This window comes from Haloferax sp. Atlit-48N, from assembly GCF_003383015.2.
Lineage (GTDB): Archaea > Halobacteriota > Halobacteria > Halobacteriales > Haloferacaceae > Haloferax > Haloferax volcanii.
The window spans coordinates 2,298,183-2,314,851 of record NZ_CP137689.1 but is presented as its reverse complement, the minus strand read 5'-3'; the positions used below and the strand labels follow the sequence as shown (position 1 = coordinate 2,314,851).

Here is a 16,669-nt window from a genome sequence, read left to right as displayed (position 1 = left end):
CACAGCGACGCCGAGCGGTCGGATATCGAGTACGAAGCCGATTCCACGTATCCGACAATTGATGGGAGTCTGGCGACGGGCGTCGCTTCGGGTGTGTCTCGGTCCTGTCTCGGGTCGCGCGCTCGTTCACACGCCAGTCGGGTTCCGGCCGTCCCACGGGGGGTCGCTTGCTGGACAATCATCGAGCGATAGCAGCTCTGATAGCCGGTCCCAACACCGTTTCCCCTCGTCCGAGTTCGATTGCAAGATATTCGGAACAGCTATCACACCAGATGGACGTTCTGGTAGCATGCCCGAGAACCCCAACACCGATGCGCCGTCCCGCACGCTGAGCACGGTGGACACGGCGGTCAGCGTCGTCCGGGCGCTCGAGGAGTTGAACGGGGCGCGCGTCGCGGAGTTAGTCGACTACTTGGACCTCTCGAAGTCCACGGTGTACAACCACCTTGCGACCCTGCGGAAGAACAACCTCGTCGCCAAGGAGGGCGACAGCTACCACCTCAGCCTCCAGTTCCTGCTTCTGGGCGAGTACGTGCGCAACCAGCAGATACTCTACCAGGTCGGCAAGGAGGAGGTCGAGGCGCTCGCGGAGAAGACCGGCGAGTACGCCCACCTCTCGACCGAACAGCACGGCCTGCGTATCAGTCTGCTCAAGGTGCGCGGCGAGCGCGCCGTCGGGAGTCAGTACCAGCGCTCGAAGATTCAGCGCCCTGACAACCTCCACGCGTCGTCGACCGGGAAGGCCATCCTCGCGTTCCTCCCGCGCAGTCGCGTCGAGGAAATCGTCGACCAACACGGCCTCCCGGCGAAGACCGACGCGACCATCACCGACCGCGACGAGCTGTTCGACGAACTCGACGCCATCCGCGAGCGAGGGTACGCCTGCAACGACGAGGAGGAAATCGAGGGACTCCGCGCGGTCGGCGCGCCGATTCGCGACCGCAACGGCACCGTCCTCGGCGCGCTGAGCGTCTCCGGGCCGACGAGTCGCATCAAGGGCGAGCAGTTCCGCGACACCATCCCCGAGATGGTCACGAGCACGGCCAACATCATCGAGGTGAACATGAACATGGCCGCGCGGAGTTCGAACAACGGGCGCTTCGACTGAGCCGCACCGGCCGACTTCCATGACATCGATAAGCGTGTAATGCTAATCGGGTTCTCGCGCGCTCTGTCGTCCGACGGTCACTCGACCAACTCGGTTTGTTGGAACCGGCACTCCGTCGCAGACCGCAGGCAGTTGCTCGCTTCGCCAGCAAAAATACCCGAAATAGTATATTTAGCAAGTAGTATCAAAATACTGTGTTTTCGGTCGGGTCTCCGATGCCGAACTCGAAATCCGTAGTATCGTATTTCTGCGCCTAAAGCGCGACTATTGGGTGTTTCAATCGCAAGCGCCGCGAATGAACAGAGACGGGCTATTGTCCATGTGATCTCAAAACTAAGGATAACTATCGAATTAACTCCGATTTATCCTAAAAATCAAGTATACTATTCCGAATATATCGACATATGGCTAATATAGGCCCAACCTCTGCCACCCTAATATATCTAGAAAAAATACATATATCATATTTGTTAGCTTGGCTCCTCCCGAGTTCATTCTTCCGCGTCTCCAGTGGGTGACGGACCGCCGGCTCGACGACTGGTTTTCGGAACTGCGTCGTGTCAGGCGCAGAAACAGGTCACGTCAGCACCCGCGACTCGCCGTGACGCCGATAAATCGGGACCGTCAGTCCAGCCGCGCTTCCAACGACTCGACAAGCGAGTCGTTGCCGATGTAGACCGGCACGCGGTCGTGGATGTCCTCGGGCGTTCCCGAGAGGAGCGACTGTTCGCCGTCGGACGACCGCCCGCCGGCGCACTCGATGATGTAGCCGATGGGGAAGCCCTCGAACTGCTGGCGGAGTTTGCCGCCCGGCGCGTCGGTCTGTGCGGGGTACGCGAAGAGGCCGCCGTAGTGGAGAATCTGGTTCACGTCGCCGATCATCGACCCGCCGTAGCGGAGCTTCATCCCCTCGGTGCGTTCGGTCTCGCGGGCGAACGCCTCGAAGTCGTCGAACCAGCGGTTGACCCGGCCGCCGAAGCTGAAGATGGCGGGGTCGCCGGGCAGCGTTAGTTCCTCGCGGAGCGGGCGCTTGATACCCGATTCGAGGATGTACTCGCTGACGACGCCGTCGCGGGCGGCCACGAGCGTCGTCACCGGGCCGTAGAGGATGTAGCCCGCGGCGAGCAGGTTCTCGCCGCCCGTGGGGAGCGGTTCGTCGTAGATGCTGTACAGCGTCCCCATCACGTTGTTCGGCTTCAGGTTCGTCGACCCGTCGAGCGGGTCGAGCGCGACCGAAAGCCCCTCGCCGATGTCGATGACGTCGGGGCGCTCCTCGCTGGCGTACTCGCCGACGCCGTCGAGGGGGCGAAGCCGCTTCAACAGCAGTTCGTCGGCGTAGGTGTCGGCTTCCATCTGGCGCTCGCCGCTGGGGTTCGTGCCCTCTTCGTAGACGCGACGGCCGGGGAGTCCCGCCCGAATCGACGGCGCGGCCGCACAGAGCGTCTCGACGACGGCGTCGACCACGTCGTCCTCCCGACTCGATACGTCTGTCATGCGTTCGACACGCCCTTCGGAGCCGCGGCTGCACCGAAGCGGTTCGACGGAGCGCCGCCGGGCGGCGCGCGGACGAGCGTCGAGGTGGTCGTCATTACCTACTGGTCCCGTGGGCGAAGTATAGTTCTGTCCCCGCGCGTAAGCGTTGCACCGCGGCGACGACGGCGTTGGTGGCGGGTTTTCGACTCGGGCGCTGGTCGAATCCTCAGTCGCAGAGCGGCTGTCGGGGCCGTGCTGAATACAGGCGCGAGTCGGGTATCGGTTCGAAACCGACGGCGTCTCGTGATGCACCAGCGTCGAGTCACGGACCATCATGCAGCTGTGAGAGAGAACAGATAGAGAAATAGGAGAATCGAACTGCCAAACGTCAATGCTCCGTACAGCGGCACAGACTTCCACGACGAGATTCGGCTGCACCGGTTCGACACGAGAGTTCCGACTGCTGACAGTCCCAGAAGGCCGTACACGATTGGCATTCCTTCCATCGAGAGATAGCCACCGATAACCTCCACAGCAATCATTGTAGAAAGGAATCCACAACAGACAGCGAGGAGGGCAGCGCTGGACCGTCGCTTAATCGTCAATCCCATACGAAATTGTGACAATCTGCTATAATAAATTCGTTGTCGCTCAGTGGAAGCAGATTACCGAGCGTCGAACAGGCGTTCGAACACGACCGTCGGGAACTGCGGTTCGAGTCGGCTCGGCGGCCGGCCTTTCCGTTCGACGCGCTCCGCCGTGACCCGGCGGGTGATGCCGTCTTCTGCGAGTTCGTAGAGGATGCGCTTGACCGTGGTCGGTGAGAGGTCGACCGATTTGGCGATGTGCTGGCTCGTCGCCTGCACCGACTGCTGTTGGTCGGGGCGCAACGCGAGGAGTTCGTGGAGCACCTGCCGGCGGTTCTCCGGGAGCGAGAACACGCGGCCGAGCGAGACGCAGGGTTGGGGGACCGCGGCGATTCCGGCGGCGACGTCGGCGGCCGTGATGCTCCGGTGTTGGTTACGGACCGCTTCGTCGGCCGCGCCGAACAGCGCCGCGAGCGCGTCGTGAGCGTCGCCGTCGGCCCACTCCGCGATGTCGCGAGCGAGTCGGTGGTCGAGCGTCCGCCGCGACCCGGCCGCCGACACTCGCGTCATCAGCACGTCGACGAGCACCTGACTCTGGTACGGTTCGAACTGAATCGCGCCGGCCGTGTAGTCGGTCAGCACCGTCTCGTCGGGCGGCGCGCGCCCGATAGCCAGCCAACTGACTTTGCTCGGAAGCCCGGCACAGAGGTCGACGAACGCCTCGCCGTCGAGCGTCCCCGGCTCTTCGAGGTGGTCGACGGCGACGACGGCACCCGTCTTCGGCCCGTCGAGCGCGTCCTTGAGCCGCGACTGGAGCGCCTCGGTCTTGATACCCTGCTTGGGCACGGACTCATCGACGAGCGCGTCGAGCACGGCGTGGTAGAACGCGAACGCGCTCGTCGTTTCGCGCGCGTCGACGTAGACGAACCGCGGCGCGAACGTCGCCTGCACGCGGGTCGTCGTGTGGATGGCGGCGTTGTTGACGCTCGACACGCGGACGAGGTGGTCGAACAGCGCCGTCACGACCGCCGACTTCCCCGACCCTTTGGGGCCGTAAACGTAGGCGTTCGGCGGGAGGTGACCGTCGAACACCGGGTCGAGGTAGTCGAGCAGTCGCTCTAACACCGGTCCGCAGTTCACCGGGTCGTCGGTGTGCGCGACCGGCGAGAGCGAGTCGTAATCGACGAGGAGGCGAGGCTCACCGTCCCGGCGTTGCCGACGTTGGATCCTCGCTTCGATGTCCATGTCGTAGTGGTAGTTCCGAAATGGGAGGTATATCAGTTCTGACTGCTTACGGCTGCGGTACGTCTGTGGTCGCCCGGTCGTCGAACGTGTTCGGGGCAACTGACTCGGCGGTCCCCGGCGAGGTACGACGCGTATGGCAGACACCACCCTCGACGTGCGCGACCTCCCACCGGCGGAGCGCCATCCGAAGATTCACGCCGCGTTCGACGACCTCGACGCCGGCGAGTCGCTGACGATTCTCAACGACCACGACCCGAAGCCGCTGTTCTACGAAATGCAGGCCGAAGTCGACGCGTTCGACGTCGACAACTACACGGTCGAACAACGCGCTCCCGACGAGTTCGCGGCGACGTTCCCGAAGCGGTAGCGCCGCGGCCGCGGGTCGCGGGTCGCGGCCGCGAGTCGTACATCGCTGTCCCGACCCGTCTCCGCCGTTTCTCCACTCTCGTCGAATATGTTCGGCGTCACCGGTAGGGCTTCGCGCCGCGCTAGTCCGCGTATGAGCGTCATTCCCGCCGATGTCGACACGGCCCGACAGCCCCCGATGACGATTCCGCTCCGGCACTTCGTCGTCGCGCTCGGCTTCCTCGCGGCCGCGGTGGGCCTCCGGGTCGCTCTCGCCGTCGGCGTCGCTCCCGGTGCCGCCCGACTCGCGCACGTCCACCTCCTGCTCGCGGGGTGGGTGTGCGTCACCATCATGGGCGCGATGACGCAGTTCGTCCCGGTCTGGTCCGGCGTCGAACTCTACTCCCGACGACTCGCGACCACGCAGTTGTGGGTCGTCAGCGTCGGTCTCGCCGGCCTCGCGGGATGCTTCCTCCTCGGGGCGTTCGCGTGGCTCCCCGTCTTCGGTGCCGTCGCGCTCCTCGGCTTCTGGACGTTCGCCTACAACGTCGCGCGCACGCTCTCCCGACTCGACGACTTCGACGTGACCGAGCGCCACTTCGGCCTCGCACTCGGCTTTCTCGCGGTCGTCACCGCGCTCGGCGTCCTGCTCGCGGTCGACTTCACGCGCCCGCTTTTCGCCGGTATCGGCGTGAGCCACGCGAGCGTCCGCGCGGCCCACGTCACGCTCGCCGTCTTCGGCGTCGTCGTGACGACCGTCGTCGGCGCGCTCTACCAACTCGCGACGATGTTCACCCAGACGAAGCTCCGCGGCGTCGACGTGTGGCTCCGCCGATTCGAGGAGGTCGGCTACCCCGTCGGTGTCGTCGCGCTCGCCGGTGGGCGACTCGCCTCCGACCCGACGCTCGCGCGGGTCGGCGGCGCGCTCGTCGCCCTCTCGCTTTTCGGCATCGCCGCGATTCTCGCCCGTCGCCTCGTCGAGTCGGCGGTCGATTGGACGCCCATGCTCACCCGGTACGCCGTCGCGGCCGTCGCGCTCGCCGGGTGGGCCGTCCTGACGCTCCCCGCGTGGCTCGCGGACCCGCTGGCGGGGGACCGACTGTTCGGCGCGCCGGGAACCGGGTCGCTGTTCCGGCTCGGCTTCGTCGGCTTCGTCGTGCTCGGGACGCTCTACCACGTCGTCCCCTTCATCGTCTGGGTCCACCGATACAGCGACCGCCTCGGCCTCGAACCCGTGCCGATGCTCGACGACCTCTACGACGCCCGCCTCGCCCGCCTCGATTTCGGTCTCGTCGTCTCGGGCGTCGCCGCCGTCGTCGCACGCGACCTCGCCGGTCTCTCGACGGGCGTCGAGACGGCGGGCTGGGCGCTCGTGCTCGCCGGTGTGGCGGCGTTCGCTGCGAACCTCCTGCGAGTTATCTGGCTCCACAGCCCGCAATCGCTGGTCGGCGGCGCGGCCGCGTCGGCTGGCGGTGCGGACGACGGCGCTGACTGAGTCGGCGCGTCAGGGACGGTCTCGCACCCACTCACATCCCGAGCAGTTCGGGTGCAAGAAAGAGGAGTGCGAGCAGGCACGTCAGGACGAGAACCGCCGCGACACGCAGGATGCCGGCCGCTCGTCGTCGGTCCTCCGGGAGCGACTCCGCGATGCCGGACAGGGCGGTCCCGGCTATCATGAACAGTAGCCACCCGCCCGATAGGGACTGTTCCACGACTGCGTACTGCCAGTACAGACCCGAGAAGACGAGCGCGCCAGAGAGTTGGACGACTGGAAAGAGGCCGCCGGTGGGTTCGCTGAACAGGGTTTCGTCAACTATGGAGGGCATTGAACACGTCATCGCCCGCGAAGGTGAAAAGAGCACCTGCCTTCGCCACCTCGGTCGCGCTCGCGCTGGCTCTCGTTCACATCCGGTCGCTTCCGGTCCCGCGTCCCCCGAACGCGTTCGGCCGCAGGCTTACCGACCGTGCGGTCGACGACTCACTCGTGATGCCAGAACACGCCGCGCTCGACGACCTCCCGCCGCAGATGCACGCGCCCGTCTTCGAGACCGACCGTCCGAAAACCGTCAGACTCCGCCTCGAAGCCGGCGACGAGGTGCCGGCGCACTCCCACCCCGGGTTCGACATCGTCTTCCACGTCGTCACCGGCCGGATGGAACTCGCGCTCGACGGCGAGACGCACGAGGTTGCCGCGGGAGAGCTGCTGCGGTTCGGCGGCGACCGCGACATCTCGCCGCGCGCGCCGGTCGACAGCACCGCAGTGCTCGTGTTCGCCCCGGCTGTCGACGACTGAACCGCGGGGCCAACTCCCGCGGACGAACACCTGATTTACTCCGGCTCGCCCGACAGCCGCTTCAGTGCCGCCTCGAACTCCTCGGACAGCGAAACCGAATCCGGCTCGTCGCTGTCGCGCTCACCCGTCGACGACCCGGTATCGGGGACCGAGTCGTCCGTCTCCGCCTGCGCGTCAGCCGGGTCCATCGCGTCGAGCTCCGCGTTGATGGCGTCTGCCTGCTGGTGCATCGGCGCGACGCGGACTCGGACGCGGTCGTAGTCGTGACGGTCGTCGAGGCCGTTCCACGCCCGAAACGCGCCGACGGTGAGCGTCTTCGACTGCGGGCAAAACGGCGTCGTCGGCGTGAACTCCGCGAGAAGCACCGACGGGTCGTCTCGGTCCTCCGCGTAGCGGAACCCCGCGTCCGGGTGGCGGCGGTCGAGGTTCAGCCGCGCGAGGTTGTAGCCGAACGTCACGTCGTAGACGCCCCGCGCTTCGAACAGGTCGCGGGCGACCCGGTGGACGGCGACGTGGTCGTCGCCGTCGAGGACGCGGTGGCCGTCGAGGAAGGCGTCCGGGTCGGGCAGGTGTTCGGGGACGAACTGGTCGATATCGTCGAAGCGGTCGGCTCGCGACCCGCCGCCGAACAGGGACGGAATGTCTGGCATAGTTCGAAGTGGGGTCGCCACGGGCGTAGGCCCACCCCCGAACACGTTCAATTCACTGTTCGGTGCGGCGCTCGTCGCGGTCGTGGCACGAGTCGATGGTGCTTGGTGCTGTCAAAACACGTCGTCGCGGGGCGGGAGCTACTGATGTGGACGGGCCAACGAGTGGCACAGACAGCCCGGACACGGCTCGGAGCGCAGGTTACCGAAATATCGCCACGACGGAGACGGATCCGGACGCACTCATCTCCGATTTATCAATCGCTGAATCCGGTCGCGAACGTCGTCCGCGGAGTCGTAAATCTCGTTGTCGACCGAGGCGAGCACCTCGTGGATGGGCTTCGACCCGCCTTGCGTTTCGACCTCGTAGTCGCCGTAGTTCTCGACGAGTTGCTCCGTCGTGGTCGGATAGTCCTGAATTTCAAGCGCATCGTCGAGGTCACCGAGCTGCTCCCCGGGGGCGGGTTCGTCGGCGCGGTCACGCGCCTCTTGGAGCGCTCGTTCGCGCTGGCGCTGTTCTTCGTTGGCCGCTTGCTTGTTTCGGCCCTGTTTGTCGTCTGGCATCCTTGGCACTTCGAAAGCGAACGGGATAATGCTGTGGCCGATTCTCGGCAGTCGCTTCCGACACGCGGGTTCTGTTAGCTCCGGCGGGGGTCAACAGCGTCAGGGGAAACCCGGTCAGTCCGGGGACGACCGGTCGGTGCCGGCGCTCCGTTGCGGTCGGAACGGTCGAGTACACGATGGATGCCAACCGGCCTCAGAGTAGCTTTATTTTCGGCCCGATACGGTACACCACTTGCGGAACGATGCGTTCTCACCAATCGCTCGAAATCCTCGTCGTGGCTATCCTCTACATCTGCGTGTTTGTGATAGTCGTCGGACCTGCGCTTGATTCGATAGCCGGCTTGGAAACGCTCTCGATGGATGCTCCGAGAGGCGTTGAACGCACGTGGGACTTAGTCTCGAAGCCACAGGGCTGGATACTCTGTCTCGGCTACGTTCCAGTTCATTTCGCGTACCTGTTCGTCCGCGCACGACTCGCCGGTGAATCGGTCGATTCCTACTGGGAGTAGTGCTCCGATACGTTTCCGAGATTTACAGACGTGAACTCCCACGGCAGCGACGTTGACGCGCTGAACTCACCCGCTAAGCGTTGCACGCGTGTGCTCTCAACACCGAGAGGTTTCGACAGAGACGGGCGAAAAACAGCGATCAATGGTTGCCAGTCGGTGCAACGGCGCTACTGCGGGTCAGGGTCGGGGTCGAATATCTCGGGGTCTTCCGGCCCCTCGGCTCGGACGACCGCCATACAGCCCTTGCGGACGACGCGGGACAGCGAGTGGTCGACGAGCTTGAAGTCGCCGGGGACGGGCGAACTCATCGTCGCGATGGTCGTGCTACCCGGCGGCACCTGTCGCGTCTGGATGTGGGTCTGCGGCTCGGTCGTCAGCGACCCCTCGGGGTAGAGCGTCTCCCAGACGCTTCCGATGGGGTGGAAGCTACTGGAGAGGTTCGGCCCCCCGTCGACGAAGTACACCCGAACCGTCTCGTCGAGGCCGACCGTCGCGGCCGGCCCCCGACCGTTGGGCGTCCACGCGTACTTCTCGCCGTTCATGAGGACGTACGTCGGGTCCTCGTTCCGCATGGCCTCGTAGTCGAAGGCGTGTTGGCCCTCCTCGCCGGCGTCCTTGTCGGTGTAGAGTTCGTGCTGGCCGAGATATATCTCGTGGTCGACCTCGGGCATCCCCTCCGGCGGTTCGACGAGGATGAGCCCGAACATCCCGGCGCTGATGTGCATGTCCATGTTCGGCACGGCGCAGTGGTAGATGTACGCGCCGGGGTAGGTCGCCTTGAACCGCAGGTGTGCCGTCTCGCCGGGGTTCGTCATCGTCGCTTCCGCGCCGCCGCCGGGGCCGGCGACCGCGTGGAAGTCGACGTTGTGCGGCATGGTGTTCTCCTCGGGGTTCTCGAACGTCACGTTCACCGTGTCGCCCTGCCGGACGCGGACGAGCGGGCCGGGAACCTGCCCGTTGTACGTCGTGTAGGTGAACGTCACGCCGTCTTCGACCTCGGCGGTCACTTCCTCCGGCCGGAGCCTCACGTCGACCTCGGCGGGCTCGCTCCGGTCGATGGGACCGGGGATGTCCGTCGGGTCGGCCGCGACTTGGTCCACCAGGTTCGTCGAACCCTGTTGTGTCGGTTCCTCCGTCTCGTCGAGCGACTGCGCGGCGGTCGGCGATTTCGTCGCACAGCCGGCGAGCGATGCGACGCCGCCGAGTCCGAGCCACTGGAGCGTCCGCCGCCGAGTCGTGGATAGCATCTGTGTCTCCCTCCGGTTGAATCGAGTGCCCGGATACTGGTATAAACGGACACTGGTTGTCCGGGTTGGAGACGCGCTCCGAACATCTTCGCGAACCGTACCACGCCGTGAGACGCGGAGAGGCGCGGTCGCAAACGAGCGCGCGAATCCCGAGAAGACGAACGGGGGTTCAGTCGCCGCCGACGAAGCGGTCGCGGCGGTACCGACACTGCTCGCAGAAGAACTGCGCGAGCCCGGCCGGCTGCGTGCCGGTGAAGGCCATCTCGGAGCCGCAGTCGGGACACCATTCGGAGTGGGTGGTATTCGTGTGGTCTGAACTCATACCACGTACAAACGCATGGGGTATTATTACATTAACGATTATGCCAAATTAGGTGCGACCGATACGTTTCGGGTCGAAAACGGAGCCGCTCCCGGTGCTGACGAGGGGCACGCAGGAGGGGTGTCGGAGACCGCGCCGACTCAGGGCTCCCAAATCGCGGTGACGACGCCCTCGTCGCGCTCGGCGGAACAGTAGGCGAATCCCCGGTCGTCGAGCTTCGGGTAGAGGAACTTCGGCTCGCGGTCGTTAAGCTGGACGAATACGGTTTCGCCGTCGAGGTCGGTGAGGCGGTTCATCGTCTCCGTGAGCGGTTCCGGCGGCGGCAGCTCCCGCACGTCGAGGAAGTCCACCGCTCGCTCGGTCGGTGCGTCGAGTCCGTCGAGGTACGCCTCGCGGTCCATATGCGTGTCGTGGGGGCGACAGCGCAGGAAGCTCACCCCGAACGTGTTCGATTCGGTTTCCCCGGCCAGTCGGCCGAACACGTTCGGGGCGTGGCTCACCTTCCGCGACGCCGAACCGCACGACAAGAGCCATGTCTCGACCGCCACACGTCGACACCGAAGCCAACGCCGACGCGGGAAGTGACGCCGGCGCGCCGCCGACTGCGACCGCCCCGCCGGACCCGTCGAGCATCGACACCTCGCGGCGGCCGTTCGTCCTCATCTGGGAGGTCACGCAGGCGTGCGACCTCGCGTGCGACCACTGCCGGGCGGACGCGACGCCCGCGCGACACCCCGACGAACTGACCACCGCCGAAGGAAAACGCCTGCTCGACCAGGCCCGCGAGTTCGGCCCGGGGCAACTCGTCGTCCTCTCCGGCGGCGACCCGCTGGCGCGCTCGGACCTCGCGGAGCTCGTCGAGTACGGAACCGACCTCGGCCTCCGGATGACGCTCACCCCGAGCGGAACGTCGTCGCTGACGCCCGAGACGGTCGCAGACCTCGCCGACGCGGGCGTCAGGCGCATGGCGCTCAGCCTCGACGGCGCGACCGCGGCGTCACACGACGCCTTCCGAGGAGAAGACGGGAGCTTCGACCAGACCGTCGCGGCCGCCCGCGCCGCCCGCGAGGCCGGCCTCCCGCTCCAGATAAACACGACCGTCTGCGCCCAGACGGTCGACGAACTCCCCGCGCTCTGCGACCTCGTGGCCGACCTCGGCGCGGTGCTCTGGTCGGTGTTCTTCCTCGTCCCCGTCGGGCGCGGGCGCGTCCTCGACCCGATTTCCCCCGAGCGCGCCGAGCGCGTCATGGAGTGGCTGACCGAGGTGAGCGAGGACGCGCCCTTCGGCGTCAAGACGACCGAAGCGCCCCACTACCGGCGGGTCGCTATCCAGCGCCGGCGGGACGCGAGCGACGCGCCCCCGACCGACGGCATCGGCCGCCGGCTCGGCATCACCGCGGGCGACGGCTTCGCCTTCGTCAGCCACACCGGCGACCTGTTCCCGTCGGGGTTCCTCCCGGCGACCGCCGGCAACGTCCGCGACGGCGGACTCGTCGAACGATACCGTGAGAGCGACCTCTTCCGGTCGCTCCGGGACCGCGACGCCCTCGGCGGGAAGTGCGGCGCGTGCGAGTTCCGCCACGTCTGCGGCGGCAGTCGCTCGCGGGCCTACGCACACACCGGCGACCCGCTGGCGAGCGACCCGCTCTGTGCGTACGTGCCCGACGGCTACGACGGCCCGATGCCCGCGACTCGGTCGGCGGGCGACTGACGCCTCGGAATAGCGGTCCGCGGGAGTCAACCCGAACACGTTCGGGACAATCGCTTGCATCCGTCGCCGCCGAGGTACAGCCGATGACGCGCGACACCAACCTCACGAGACGGCGTTTTACGGCACTGACTGCGACGGCGGCGCTGTCGACGGCGCTCGCCGGCTGTTCCGGCTCCGGCGGCGACGCCGCGAACGCGGCCGAGGCGGACGACGGCGGCGAGACGACCGCCGAATCGACCGCGGAGCCGACGACCGACTCCGGCGAGACGACCGGCGCGGAGAGCGGGTCCGGCGGCGGGAGCGCCCCGCAGTTCGACGGCTGGTTCGACAACGTGGACAACTACGACGGCGTCGTGGACGCGACCGGGCAGTCGACAGTCACGGTGACGGTGGGATCACAGGCCAACGGCGGGGCGTTCGGCTTCGGCCCGGCCGCCGTACGGGTCGATTCCGGCACCACGGTCGTCTGGGAGTGGAACGGCAAGGGCGGGTCGCACAACGTCGCCGCCGCCGACGGCTCCTTCGAATCGGAGTTGGCGGGCAGTAGCGGTCACACGTTCGAACACACGTTCGAGGCGGCCGGGACGTACACTTACGCCTGTACGCCCCACGAGACGGTCGGGATGAAGGGCGCAATCGTCGTCGAGTAGCGTCCGACCGCGTCGTTTCTCGGTCCGGTTTCGCCCGCCGTCGGTCGGTTCTCCCCCGCCCGCGAACCTCTTCTCCCGGTACGACGAATCTCTCGTATGCCTCGGACCTCGGTCCTCGCCGCCGCGCGTCGTCGCCCGTCGCTCACGTTCGCCCTCGCGGGCGGCGCGTTCGCGCTCTGGTACGTGCTCGCTGAGCCGGTGGTCGCGTTGCTGACCGGCGGCGACCCGGCCGTCCCCTCCGGACCGATGGCGGTGCTCGTCGCCGGGGGGTTTCTCGGCGGCGGCCTGCTCGCCAGTCTGCTCTGGCGGCGACTCGGCGGGCCGACCTCCCGACTCCGCGGCGCGCTCGTCGGCGGCCTCGTCGGGTTGCTCGCGCTCCCGGTCCCGATGTACCTGCTCGAACTCGCGGTGGTCGTGATGGAGGGGAGCCCGTTCGAAGCGCCGGTCGGGATGGGGCCGGTTGCGGCGCTCGCGAGGAGCGTTGCCCTGTTTCTCGTCGTCCCGCTGTTCCTCGGGGCGCTGGGCGTGATTGCGACGCTCGGCGGGACGGTCGTCGTCGGGGCCGCGACGGGGCTGGTGCTCGCGTGGGAGTGAGTCGGCAGTCCGATGTCGGCGAAAAACAGAGACGGTGAATCAGTCGTCGGTTGCGCTGTTGTGCATCCGTTATCTGATGAGGTGGTGTGACACGGACAGAGGCTGTATGCAGTAATTCGCTATCCTTTGTTTCGCACCGAAGTGAGTGAATAGACCGAGGAAATCACGTGCGAGTTGGTCATCCGAGCGAACTGGGGGTCAGCGTGTTACCGAGAACGTATAGTGGTATTCCAAGCAGAACCCCGATAACGCCAAATGCAATGAATACGAGTGCTGCTGGACCTCGCACTCGCTCTGTCATTGGAATTGAGTTGACTAACGCAAGCACATATACCGAGAACACGAGTAGATGAGAGAGAATAATCGGCTTACGACTACTCTGCCGAGAAACATAACCCACAGGGAACATTGCTGCGAGTGGAAGGGACAAGTATAGCGAAATCTCGATACTATTGGAACCGAGGAGACGAAGAACTGCAGAGAATTGAAGTCTATTCGCAGCAAGGAGAGCGACCACAACTCCCGCCAGCGATGCGAGCCAACATCCGATGGCAGAGCAGTATGGGTATCGCTGATGTACAAACGAAAATAATCCAAGCGTAAAGTAGACTCCCCCAACTGAGAACAGCCACGGGGTTGAATCTCTAATAAGAGGGACCAAAGAAGGATACAGTGGGTGTCCGAGGAAGTAGGCACCAATCACAAACACAGCGACACCAATTTGATTACTGTCGATATTTTGGTTTTGTAGCAACCTCCTCAGCAAACGCTGTATTGTATAGAAAGACCCAGTAACGATAGCCGCCGGAAATACGACGAGCCAGATTAGATTAGTAAGAACCACATCCATGAATTAGACTACTAACAAATATTCGATAAGTTTTGTGGGGGTGTCTATCGCTTCGCATCTCGTCAGATGAGAGCTGGCCAGTGACCGACTCGCGCGCTCTATGCAGCACGACTCCGACAAATATCAGAAAATGCGAGGTTCGACAGAGCCTCGCCCGTCAGTCGTCGCCCAGGATTCCCTCGGCGACGGCCATGTCCTCGACGCTCGGGTCGTCGGCGGACTGCCGGAGGACGAACCGCTTTCTGACGAGGTCGGCCGCGTAGATGACCGTCCCGAGGATGATGAGGGTGTCGCCGGGGAGCCGCGCCCAGAACAGCGTCTGAATCAGCGGCTGGTCGTAGAAGGCGACGCTCCGGGCGGCGGCGTAGCTCCCGGTGAACGCCGTCTCCAGTTGGAGGAAGCCGACCGGGAGGACGGAGACGAACACCATCAACACGAGGCCGACGTTCCAACACCAGAAGGCGGCGCGCAGCCACGAGCCGTCCCAGCGCTCGGGGTCGATGGAGAGCTGGAGCATGTAGGTGACCATGCCGAGCGCGAGGAAACCGAACGCGCCGAACATCGCGGCGTGGGCGTGGCCGACCGTCAGGTACGTCCCGTGTTCGTAGTAGTTGATGAGCGGGAGGTTGATGAAGAAGCCGAGCACGCCCGCGCCGACGAAGTTCCAGACGCCGCTGGCGACGATGAACATGAACGGCAGGCGGTACGGGAACGACTCGCCCGACATCGCGCGGTACTGCCCGAGCGCCTCGTAGAGGATGAACACCAGCGGGATGAGTTCGAGCGTCGAGAAGACGCTCCCGATGGGCACCCACATGTCGGGCATGCCGACCCACCAGTAGTGGTGCGAGACGCCGATGATGCCCGTCCCCATGACGAGCAGCGCCTGGAGCATGACGGCCTTCTCTGCGCTCCGGCGGGACAGCAGGTTCATCGACACCAGCGTCAGGCCGACGATGGCGACGATGAAGAACTCGAACGCCCCCTCGACCCACATGTGGACGACCCACCAGCGCCAGAACTCCGTGACGGCGATGTTCGTCTCGGGGGTAAAGAGGAAGCCCGCGGTGAACAGGAGGGCGATGGAGCCGCCGGCGTACAGAATCATGTGCGCCAGTCCGTACGGCGGTTCCTTGTCGAGAAGCGGCTTCAGGCCGCGGACCGCCAGCCCCGCCCAGATGAGGAAGCCGGCGAGGATGCCGAACTGCCAGAGCTTCCCGACTTCGAGGTATTCGAGCCCCTCGTTGCCGAGAATCCACCACAGCGAGCCGTCGATGTAGCCGTTCGCGCCCAGCCAGATGCCCGACAGGCCGCCGACCACGACGACGACGATTGCGCCGAGGAGGACGTTGATGTACCTCGACTGCTTCGGCGGCTCGTAGCCGGTCAGAAGCGGCGGGAGGAACAGCCCCGCGCCGAGCCACGTCGCGGCTATCCAGAGGATGCCGAGGTCGATGTGCCACGTCTTGGCGATGGCGAACGGGAGCAGTTGCAGGATGGGCACGCCGAATAGCGACTCGATGCCGAAGAAGCCGGCGCGCTCGATGTAGAAGTGCGCGAGCAGACCGCCCAACAGCACCTGCGCCAAGAACAACCCGGCGGCGACCGGGATGAACCGGAGCGCCGCCCGCTGGCTCGGGAAGACGCTCACGTCACCCGGTTCGGGCACCGTGATGTTCTCGGCCGACGGCTCGGGGAGTTCGACCGACTTGTACAGCCAGATGCCGAGGCCCGCCCCCGCGACGAGAAGCACCATGGCGACGACGCTCCACGTCATCGAGGCGGCGGTGGCGTCGTTCCCCGCGCCGGGCTGGTACGGCCAGTCGTTCGTGTACGAGTGGGTGCCGTCGGGGCGGTCGGTGTGCGAGAACCACGCCGTCCACATGGCGAAGTCCGCGAACGCCCGCGCCTCCTCCTCGGAGTCGATCATGTTCACGGGCACGCCGCGCTCGTGGTCGCCCTCGTGGTAGCGCTCGACGTACTCCTGTCGAACCTGCTCGTGGGCGTAGACCTCGGCCGCGGTGTACCGAATCGCGCCGCCCTCGTAGCTGTCGTCGAGGTCGGATTTCACCACGTCGGCGACGGCCGCTTGGTCTGCGGAGTCGAGTTCGTCGTAGGGTTCACCGTAGCGCTCTTGGGCGTAGTAGTTCCGCATGAACCCGACTTTCAAATCCAGCGCGTCGGCGGTGTAGTCCGCGCCGTAGTACGCGCCGTTGCCCAGTATCGACCCGTGGTTCATCAGGCCGTCTTTCTGGAACACCGTCTTGCCCTCTCGAATCACGTCGCCGTTGGCGACGACGTCACCGTCGGGTCCGACCACCTCGTCGGGGATGGGTGGGGCCTCCTGATAGGCGAACCACGCGCCCGCACCCATCACGACGAGGTTGAAGACGAACACGACGACGATTGCCTTCGCGATGGTCTTGCGTTGTATCTCCATACACGTCGTGGTTCACACGCCTGCAATAGGCTCTACACGCCGCTTCCCGGCCTCGCACAGCTCGGACGAACATGTTCGGATAGT

General features: G+C 65.5%; 17 protein-coding genes. 8 read left to right on the top strand and 9 right to left on the bottom strand.

Features of this window, described 5'->3' with window-relative positions:
• The first annotated feature begins 289 nt into the window (after positions 1-289).
• A complete protein-coding gene (locus DEQ67_RS12435) occupies positions 290-1,108 on the top strand; it encodes an IclR family transcriptional regulator (RefSeq protein WP_006601246.1) in 819 nt (272 codons plus the stop codon).
• Between the two features lie 624 nt (positions 1,109-1,732).
• On the opposite strand, the gene DEQ67_RS12430 is transcribed toward DEQ67_RS12435, so the two are convergent.
• The gene (locus DEQ67_RS12430; protein ID WP_115891444.1) at positions 1,733-2,602 is read right to left on the bottom strand and encodes a class 1 fructose-bisphosphatase; all 870 of its coding nucleotides are present in this window, start codon (positions 2,600-2,602) and stop codon (positions 1,733-1,735) included.
• A gap of 644 nt (positions 2,603-3,246) precedes the next feature.
• Entirely contained in the window at positions 3,247-4,413 is a 1,167-nt protein-coding gene (locus DEQ67_RS12425) for a Cdc6/Cdc18 family protein (protein ID WP_115803075.1), read from the bottom strand.
• A gap of 133 nt (positions 4,414-4,546) precedes the next feature.
• Here DEQ67_RS12425 and DEQ67_RS12420 point away from each other — a divergent pair, with 133 nt between their 5' ends.
• Both DEQ67_RS12420 and DEQ67_RS12415 read left to right on the top strand, forming a co-directional pair.
• Positions 4,547-4,780: a DUF2249 domain-containing protein gene (locus tag DEQ67_RS12420; RefSeq protein WP_115891445.1), complete on the top strand. Its 234-nt coding sequence runs from the start codon at positions 4,547-4,549 to the stop codon at positions 4,778-4,780.
• A 132-nt stretch (positions 4,781-4,912) separates the two neighbouring features.
• On the top strand, positions 4,913-6,253 hold the full coding sequence (locus DEQ67_RS12415; protein WP_004062752.1) for a hypothetical protein: 1,341 nt from the start codon (positions 4,913-4,915) through the stop codon (positions 6,251-6,253).
• 31 nt (positions 6,254-6,284) lie between these two features.
• On the opposite strand, the gene DEQ67_RS12410 is transcribed toward DEQ67_RS12415, so the two are convergent.
• Entirely contained in the window at positions 6,285-6,584 is a 300-nt protein-coding gene (locus DEQ67_RS12410) for a hypothetical protein (protein WP_115803073.1), read from the bottom strand.
• 161 nt (positions 6,585-6,745) lie between these two features.
• Between DEQ67_RS12410 and DEQ67_RS12405 the strand changes: the two genes are divergently transcribed.
• On the top strand, positions 6,746-7,051 hold the full coding sequence (locus DEQ67_RS12405; RefSeq protein ID WP_004062750.1) for a cupin domain-containing protein: 306 nt from the start codon (positions 6,746-6,748) through the stop codon (positions 7,049-7,051).
• A gap of 35 nt (positions 7,052-7,086) precedes the next feature.
• Here DEQ67_RS12405 and DEQ67_RS12400 read toward each other — a convergent pair whose 3' ends face one another.
• Both DEQ67_RS12400 and DEQ67_RS12395 read right to left on the bottom strand, forming a co-directional pair.
• Positions 7,087-7,701 (bottom strand): hypothetical protein, encoded by a 615-nt coding sequence (locus DEQ67_RS12400; RefSeq protein WP_004062749.1) that lies wholly within the window; start codon positions 7,699-7,701, stop codon positions 7,087-7,089.
• Between the two features lie 240 nt (positions 7,702-7,941).
• The gene (locus tag DEQ67_RS12395; RefSeq protein ID WP_004062748.1) at positions 7,942-8,262 is read right to left on the bottom strand and encodes a DUF5789 family protein; all 321 of its coding nucleotides are present in this window, start codon (positions 8,260-8,262) and stop codon (positions 7,942-7,944) included.
• 242 nt (positions 8,263-8,504) lie between these two features.
• On the opposite strand from DEQ67_RS12395, the gene DEQ67_RS12390 reads away from it, so the two are divergent.
• A complete protein-coding gene (locus DEQ67_RS12390; RefSeq protein WP_115803069.1) occupies positions 8,505-8,771 on the top strand; it encodes a hypothetical protein in 267 nt (88 codons plus the stop codon).
• Between the two features lie 167 nt (positions 8,772-8,938).
• On the opposite strand, the gene nirK is transcribed toward DEQ67_RS12390, so the two are convergent.
• The 3 genes from nirK to DEQ67_RS12375 form a co-directional block, all read right to left on the bottom strand.
• Positions 8,939-10,018: a copper-containing nitrite reductase gene (gene nirK, locus DEQ67_RS12385; RefSeq protein WP_115891446.1), complete on the bottom strand. Its 1,080-nt coding sequence runs from the start codon at positions 10,016-10,018 to the stop codon at positions 8,939-8,941.
• Positions 10,019-10,187: 169 nt separating this feature from the next.
• Positions 10,188-10,340, bottom strand: coding sequence for an HVO_2142 family zinc finger protein (locus tag DEQ67_RS12380; protein ID WP_155821732.1), 153 nt, complete (start codon positions 10,338-10,340; stop codon positions 10,188-10,190).
• 140 nt (positions 10,341-10,480) lie between these two features.
• Complete coding sequence (locus DEQ67_RS12375; RefSeq protein WP_004042025.1) at positions 10,481-10,840, bottom strand: DUF2249 domain-containing protein; 360 nt, start codon at positions 10,838-10,840, stop codon at positions 10,481-10,483.
• 32 nt (positions 10,841-10,872) lie between these two features.
• On the opposite strand from DEQ67_RS12375, the gene DEQ67_RS12370 reads away from it, so the two are divergent.
• The 3 genes from DEQ67_RS12370 to DEQ67_RS12360 all read left to right on the top strand — a co-directional run bounded on the left by DEQ67_RS12370 (position 10,873) and on the right by DEQ67_RS12360 (position 13,295).
• A complete protein-coding gene (locus DEQ67_RS12370; protein WP_115891447.1) occupies positions 10,873-12,051 on the top strand; it encodes a TIGR04053 family radical SAM/SPASM domain-containing protein in 1,179 nt (392 codons plus the stop codon).
• An 83-nt stretch (positions 12,052-12,134) separates the two neighbouring features.
• Positions 12,135-12,701, top strand: a complete 567-nt coding sequence (locus tag DEQ67_RS12365; RefSeq protein WP_115891448.1) for a halocyanin domain-containing protein — start codon at positions 12,135-12,137, stop codon at positions 12,699-12,701.
• Positions 12,702-12,797: 96 nt separating this feature from the next.
• Positions 12,798-13,295, top strand: a complete 498-nt coding sequence (locus tag DEQ67_RS12360) for a hypothetical protein (RefSeq protein WP_115891449.1) — start codon at positions 12,798-12,800, stop codon at positions 13,293-13,295.
• Between the two features lie 1,007 nt (positions 13,296-14,302).
• Here DEQ67_RS12360 and DEQ67_RS12355 read toward each other — a convergent pair.
• The gene (locus DEQ67_RS12355; protein ID WP_008607482.1) at positions 14,303-16,585 is read right to left on the bottom strand and encodes a nitric-oxide reductase large subunit; all 2,283 of its coding nucleotides are present in this window, start codon (positions 16,583-16,585) and stop codon (positions 14,303-14,305) included.
• Positions 16,586-16,669 lie beyond the last annotated feature (84 nt).

Excerpts from the sequence above, each read along its gene's own strand:
- DEQ67_RS12435 (WP_006601246.1), top strand. The coding sequence starts at position 290 with ATGCCCGAGAACCCCAACACCGATGCGCCGTCCCGCACGCTGAGCACG.
- DEQ67_RS12430 (WP_115891444.1), bottom strand. The coding sequence starts at position 2,602 with ATGACAGACGTATCGAGTCGGGAGGACGACGTGGTCGACGCCGTCGTC.
- DEQ67_RS12425 (WP_115803075.1), bottom strand. The coding sequence starts at position 4,413 with ATGGACATCGAAGCGAGGATCCAACGTCGGCAACGCCGGGACGGTGAG.
- DEQ67_RS12420 (WP_115891445.1), top strand. The coding sequence starts at position 4,547 with ATGGCAGACACCACCCTCGACGTGCGCGACCTCCCACCGGCGGAGCGC.
- DEQ67_RS12415 (WP_004062752.1), top strand. The coding sequence starts at position 4,913 with ATGAGCGTCATTCCCGCCGATGTCGACACGGCCCGACAGCCCCCGATG.
- DEQ67_RS12410 (WP_115803073.1), bottom strand. The coding sequence starts at position 6,584 with ATGCCCTCCATAGTTGACGAAACCCTGTTCAGCGAACCCACCGGCGGC.
- DEQ67_RS12405 (WP_004062750.1), top strand. The coding sequence starts at position 6,746 with ATGCCAGAACACGCCGCGCTCGACGACCTCCCGCCGCAGATGCACGCG.
- DEQ67_RS12400 (WP_004062749.1), bottom strand. The coding sequence starts at position 7,701 with ATGCCAGACATTCCGTCCCTGTTCGGCGGCGGGTCGCGAGCCGACCGC.
- DEQ67_RS12395 (WP_004062748.1), bottom strand. The coding sequence starts at position 8,262 with ATGCCAGACGACAAACAGGGCCGAAACAAGCAAGCGGCCAACGAAGAA.
- DEQ67_RS12390 (WP_115803069.1), top strand. The coding sequence starts at position 8,505 with ATGCGTTCTCACCAATCGCTCGAAATCCTCGTCGTGGCTATCCTCTAC.
- nirK (WP_115891446.1), bottom strand. The coding sequence starts at position 10,018 with ATGCTATCCACGACTCGGCGGCGGACGCTCCAGTGGCTCGGACTCGGC.
- DEQ67_RS12380 (WP_155821732.1), bottom strand. The coding sequence starts at position 10,340 with ATGAGTTCAGACCACACGAATACCACCCACTCCGAATGGTGTCCCGAC.
- DEQ67_RS12370 (WP_115891447.1), top strand. The coding sequence starts at position 10,873 with ATGTCTCGACCGCCACACGTCGACACCGAAGCCAACGCCGACGCGGGA.
- DEQ67_RS12365 (WP_115891448.1), top strand. The coding sequence starts at position 12,135 with ATGACGCGCGACACCAACCTCACGAGACGGCGTTTTACGGCACTGACT.
- DEQ67_RS12360 (WP_115891449.1), top strand. The coding sequence starts at position 12,798 with ATGCCTCGGACCTCGGTCCTCGCCGCCGCGCGTCGTCGCCCGTCGCTC.
- DEQ67_RS12355 (WP_008607482.1), bottom strand. The coding sequence starts at position 16,585 with ATGGAGATACAACGCAAGACCATCGCGAAGGCAATCGTCGTCGTGTTC.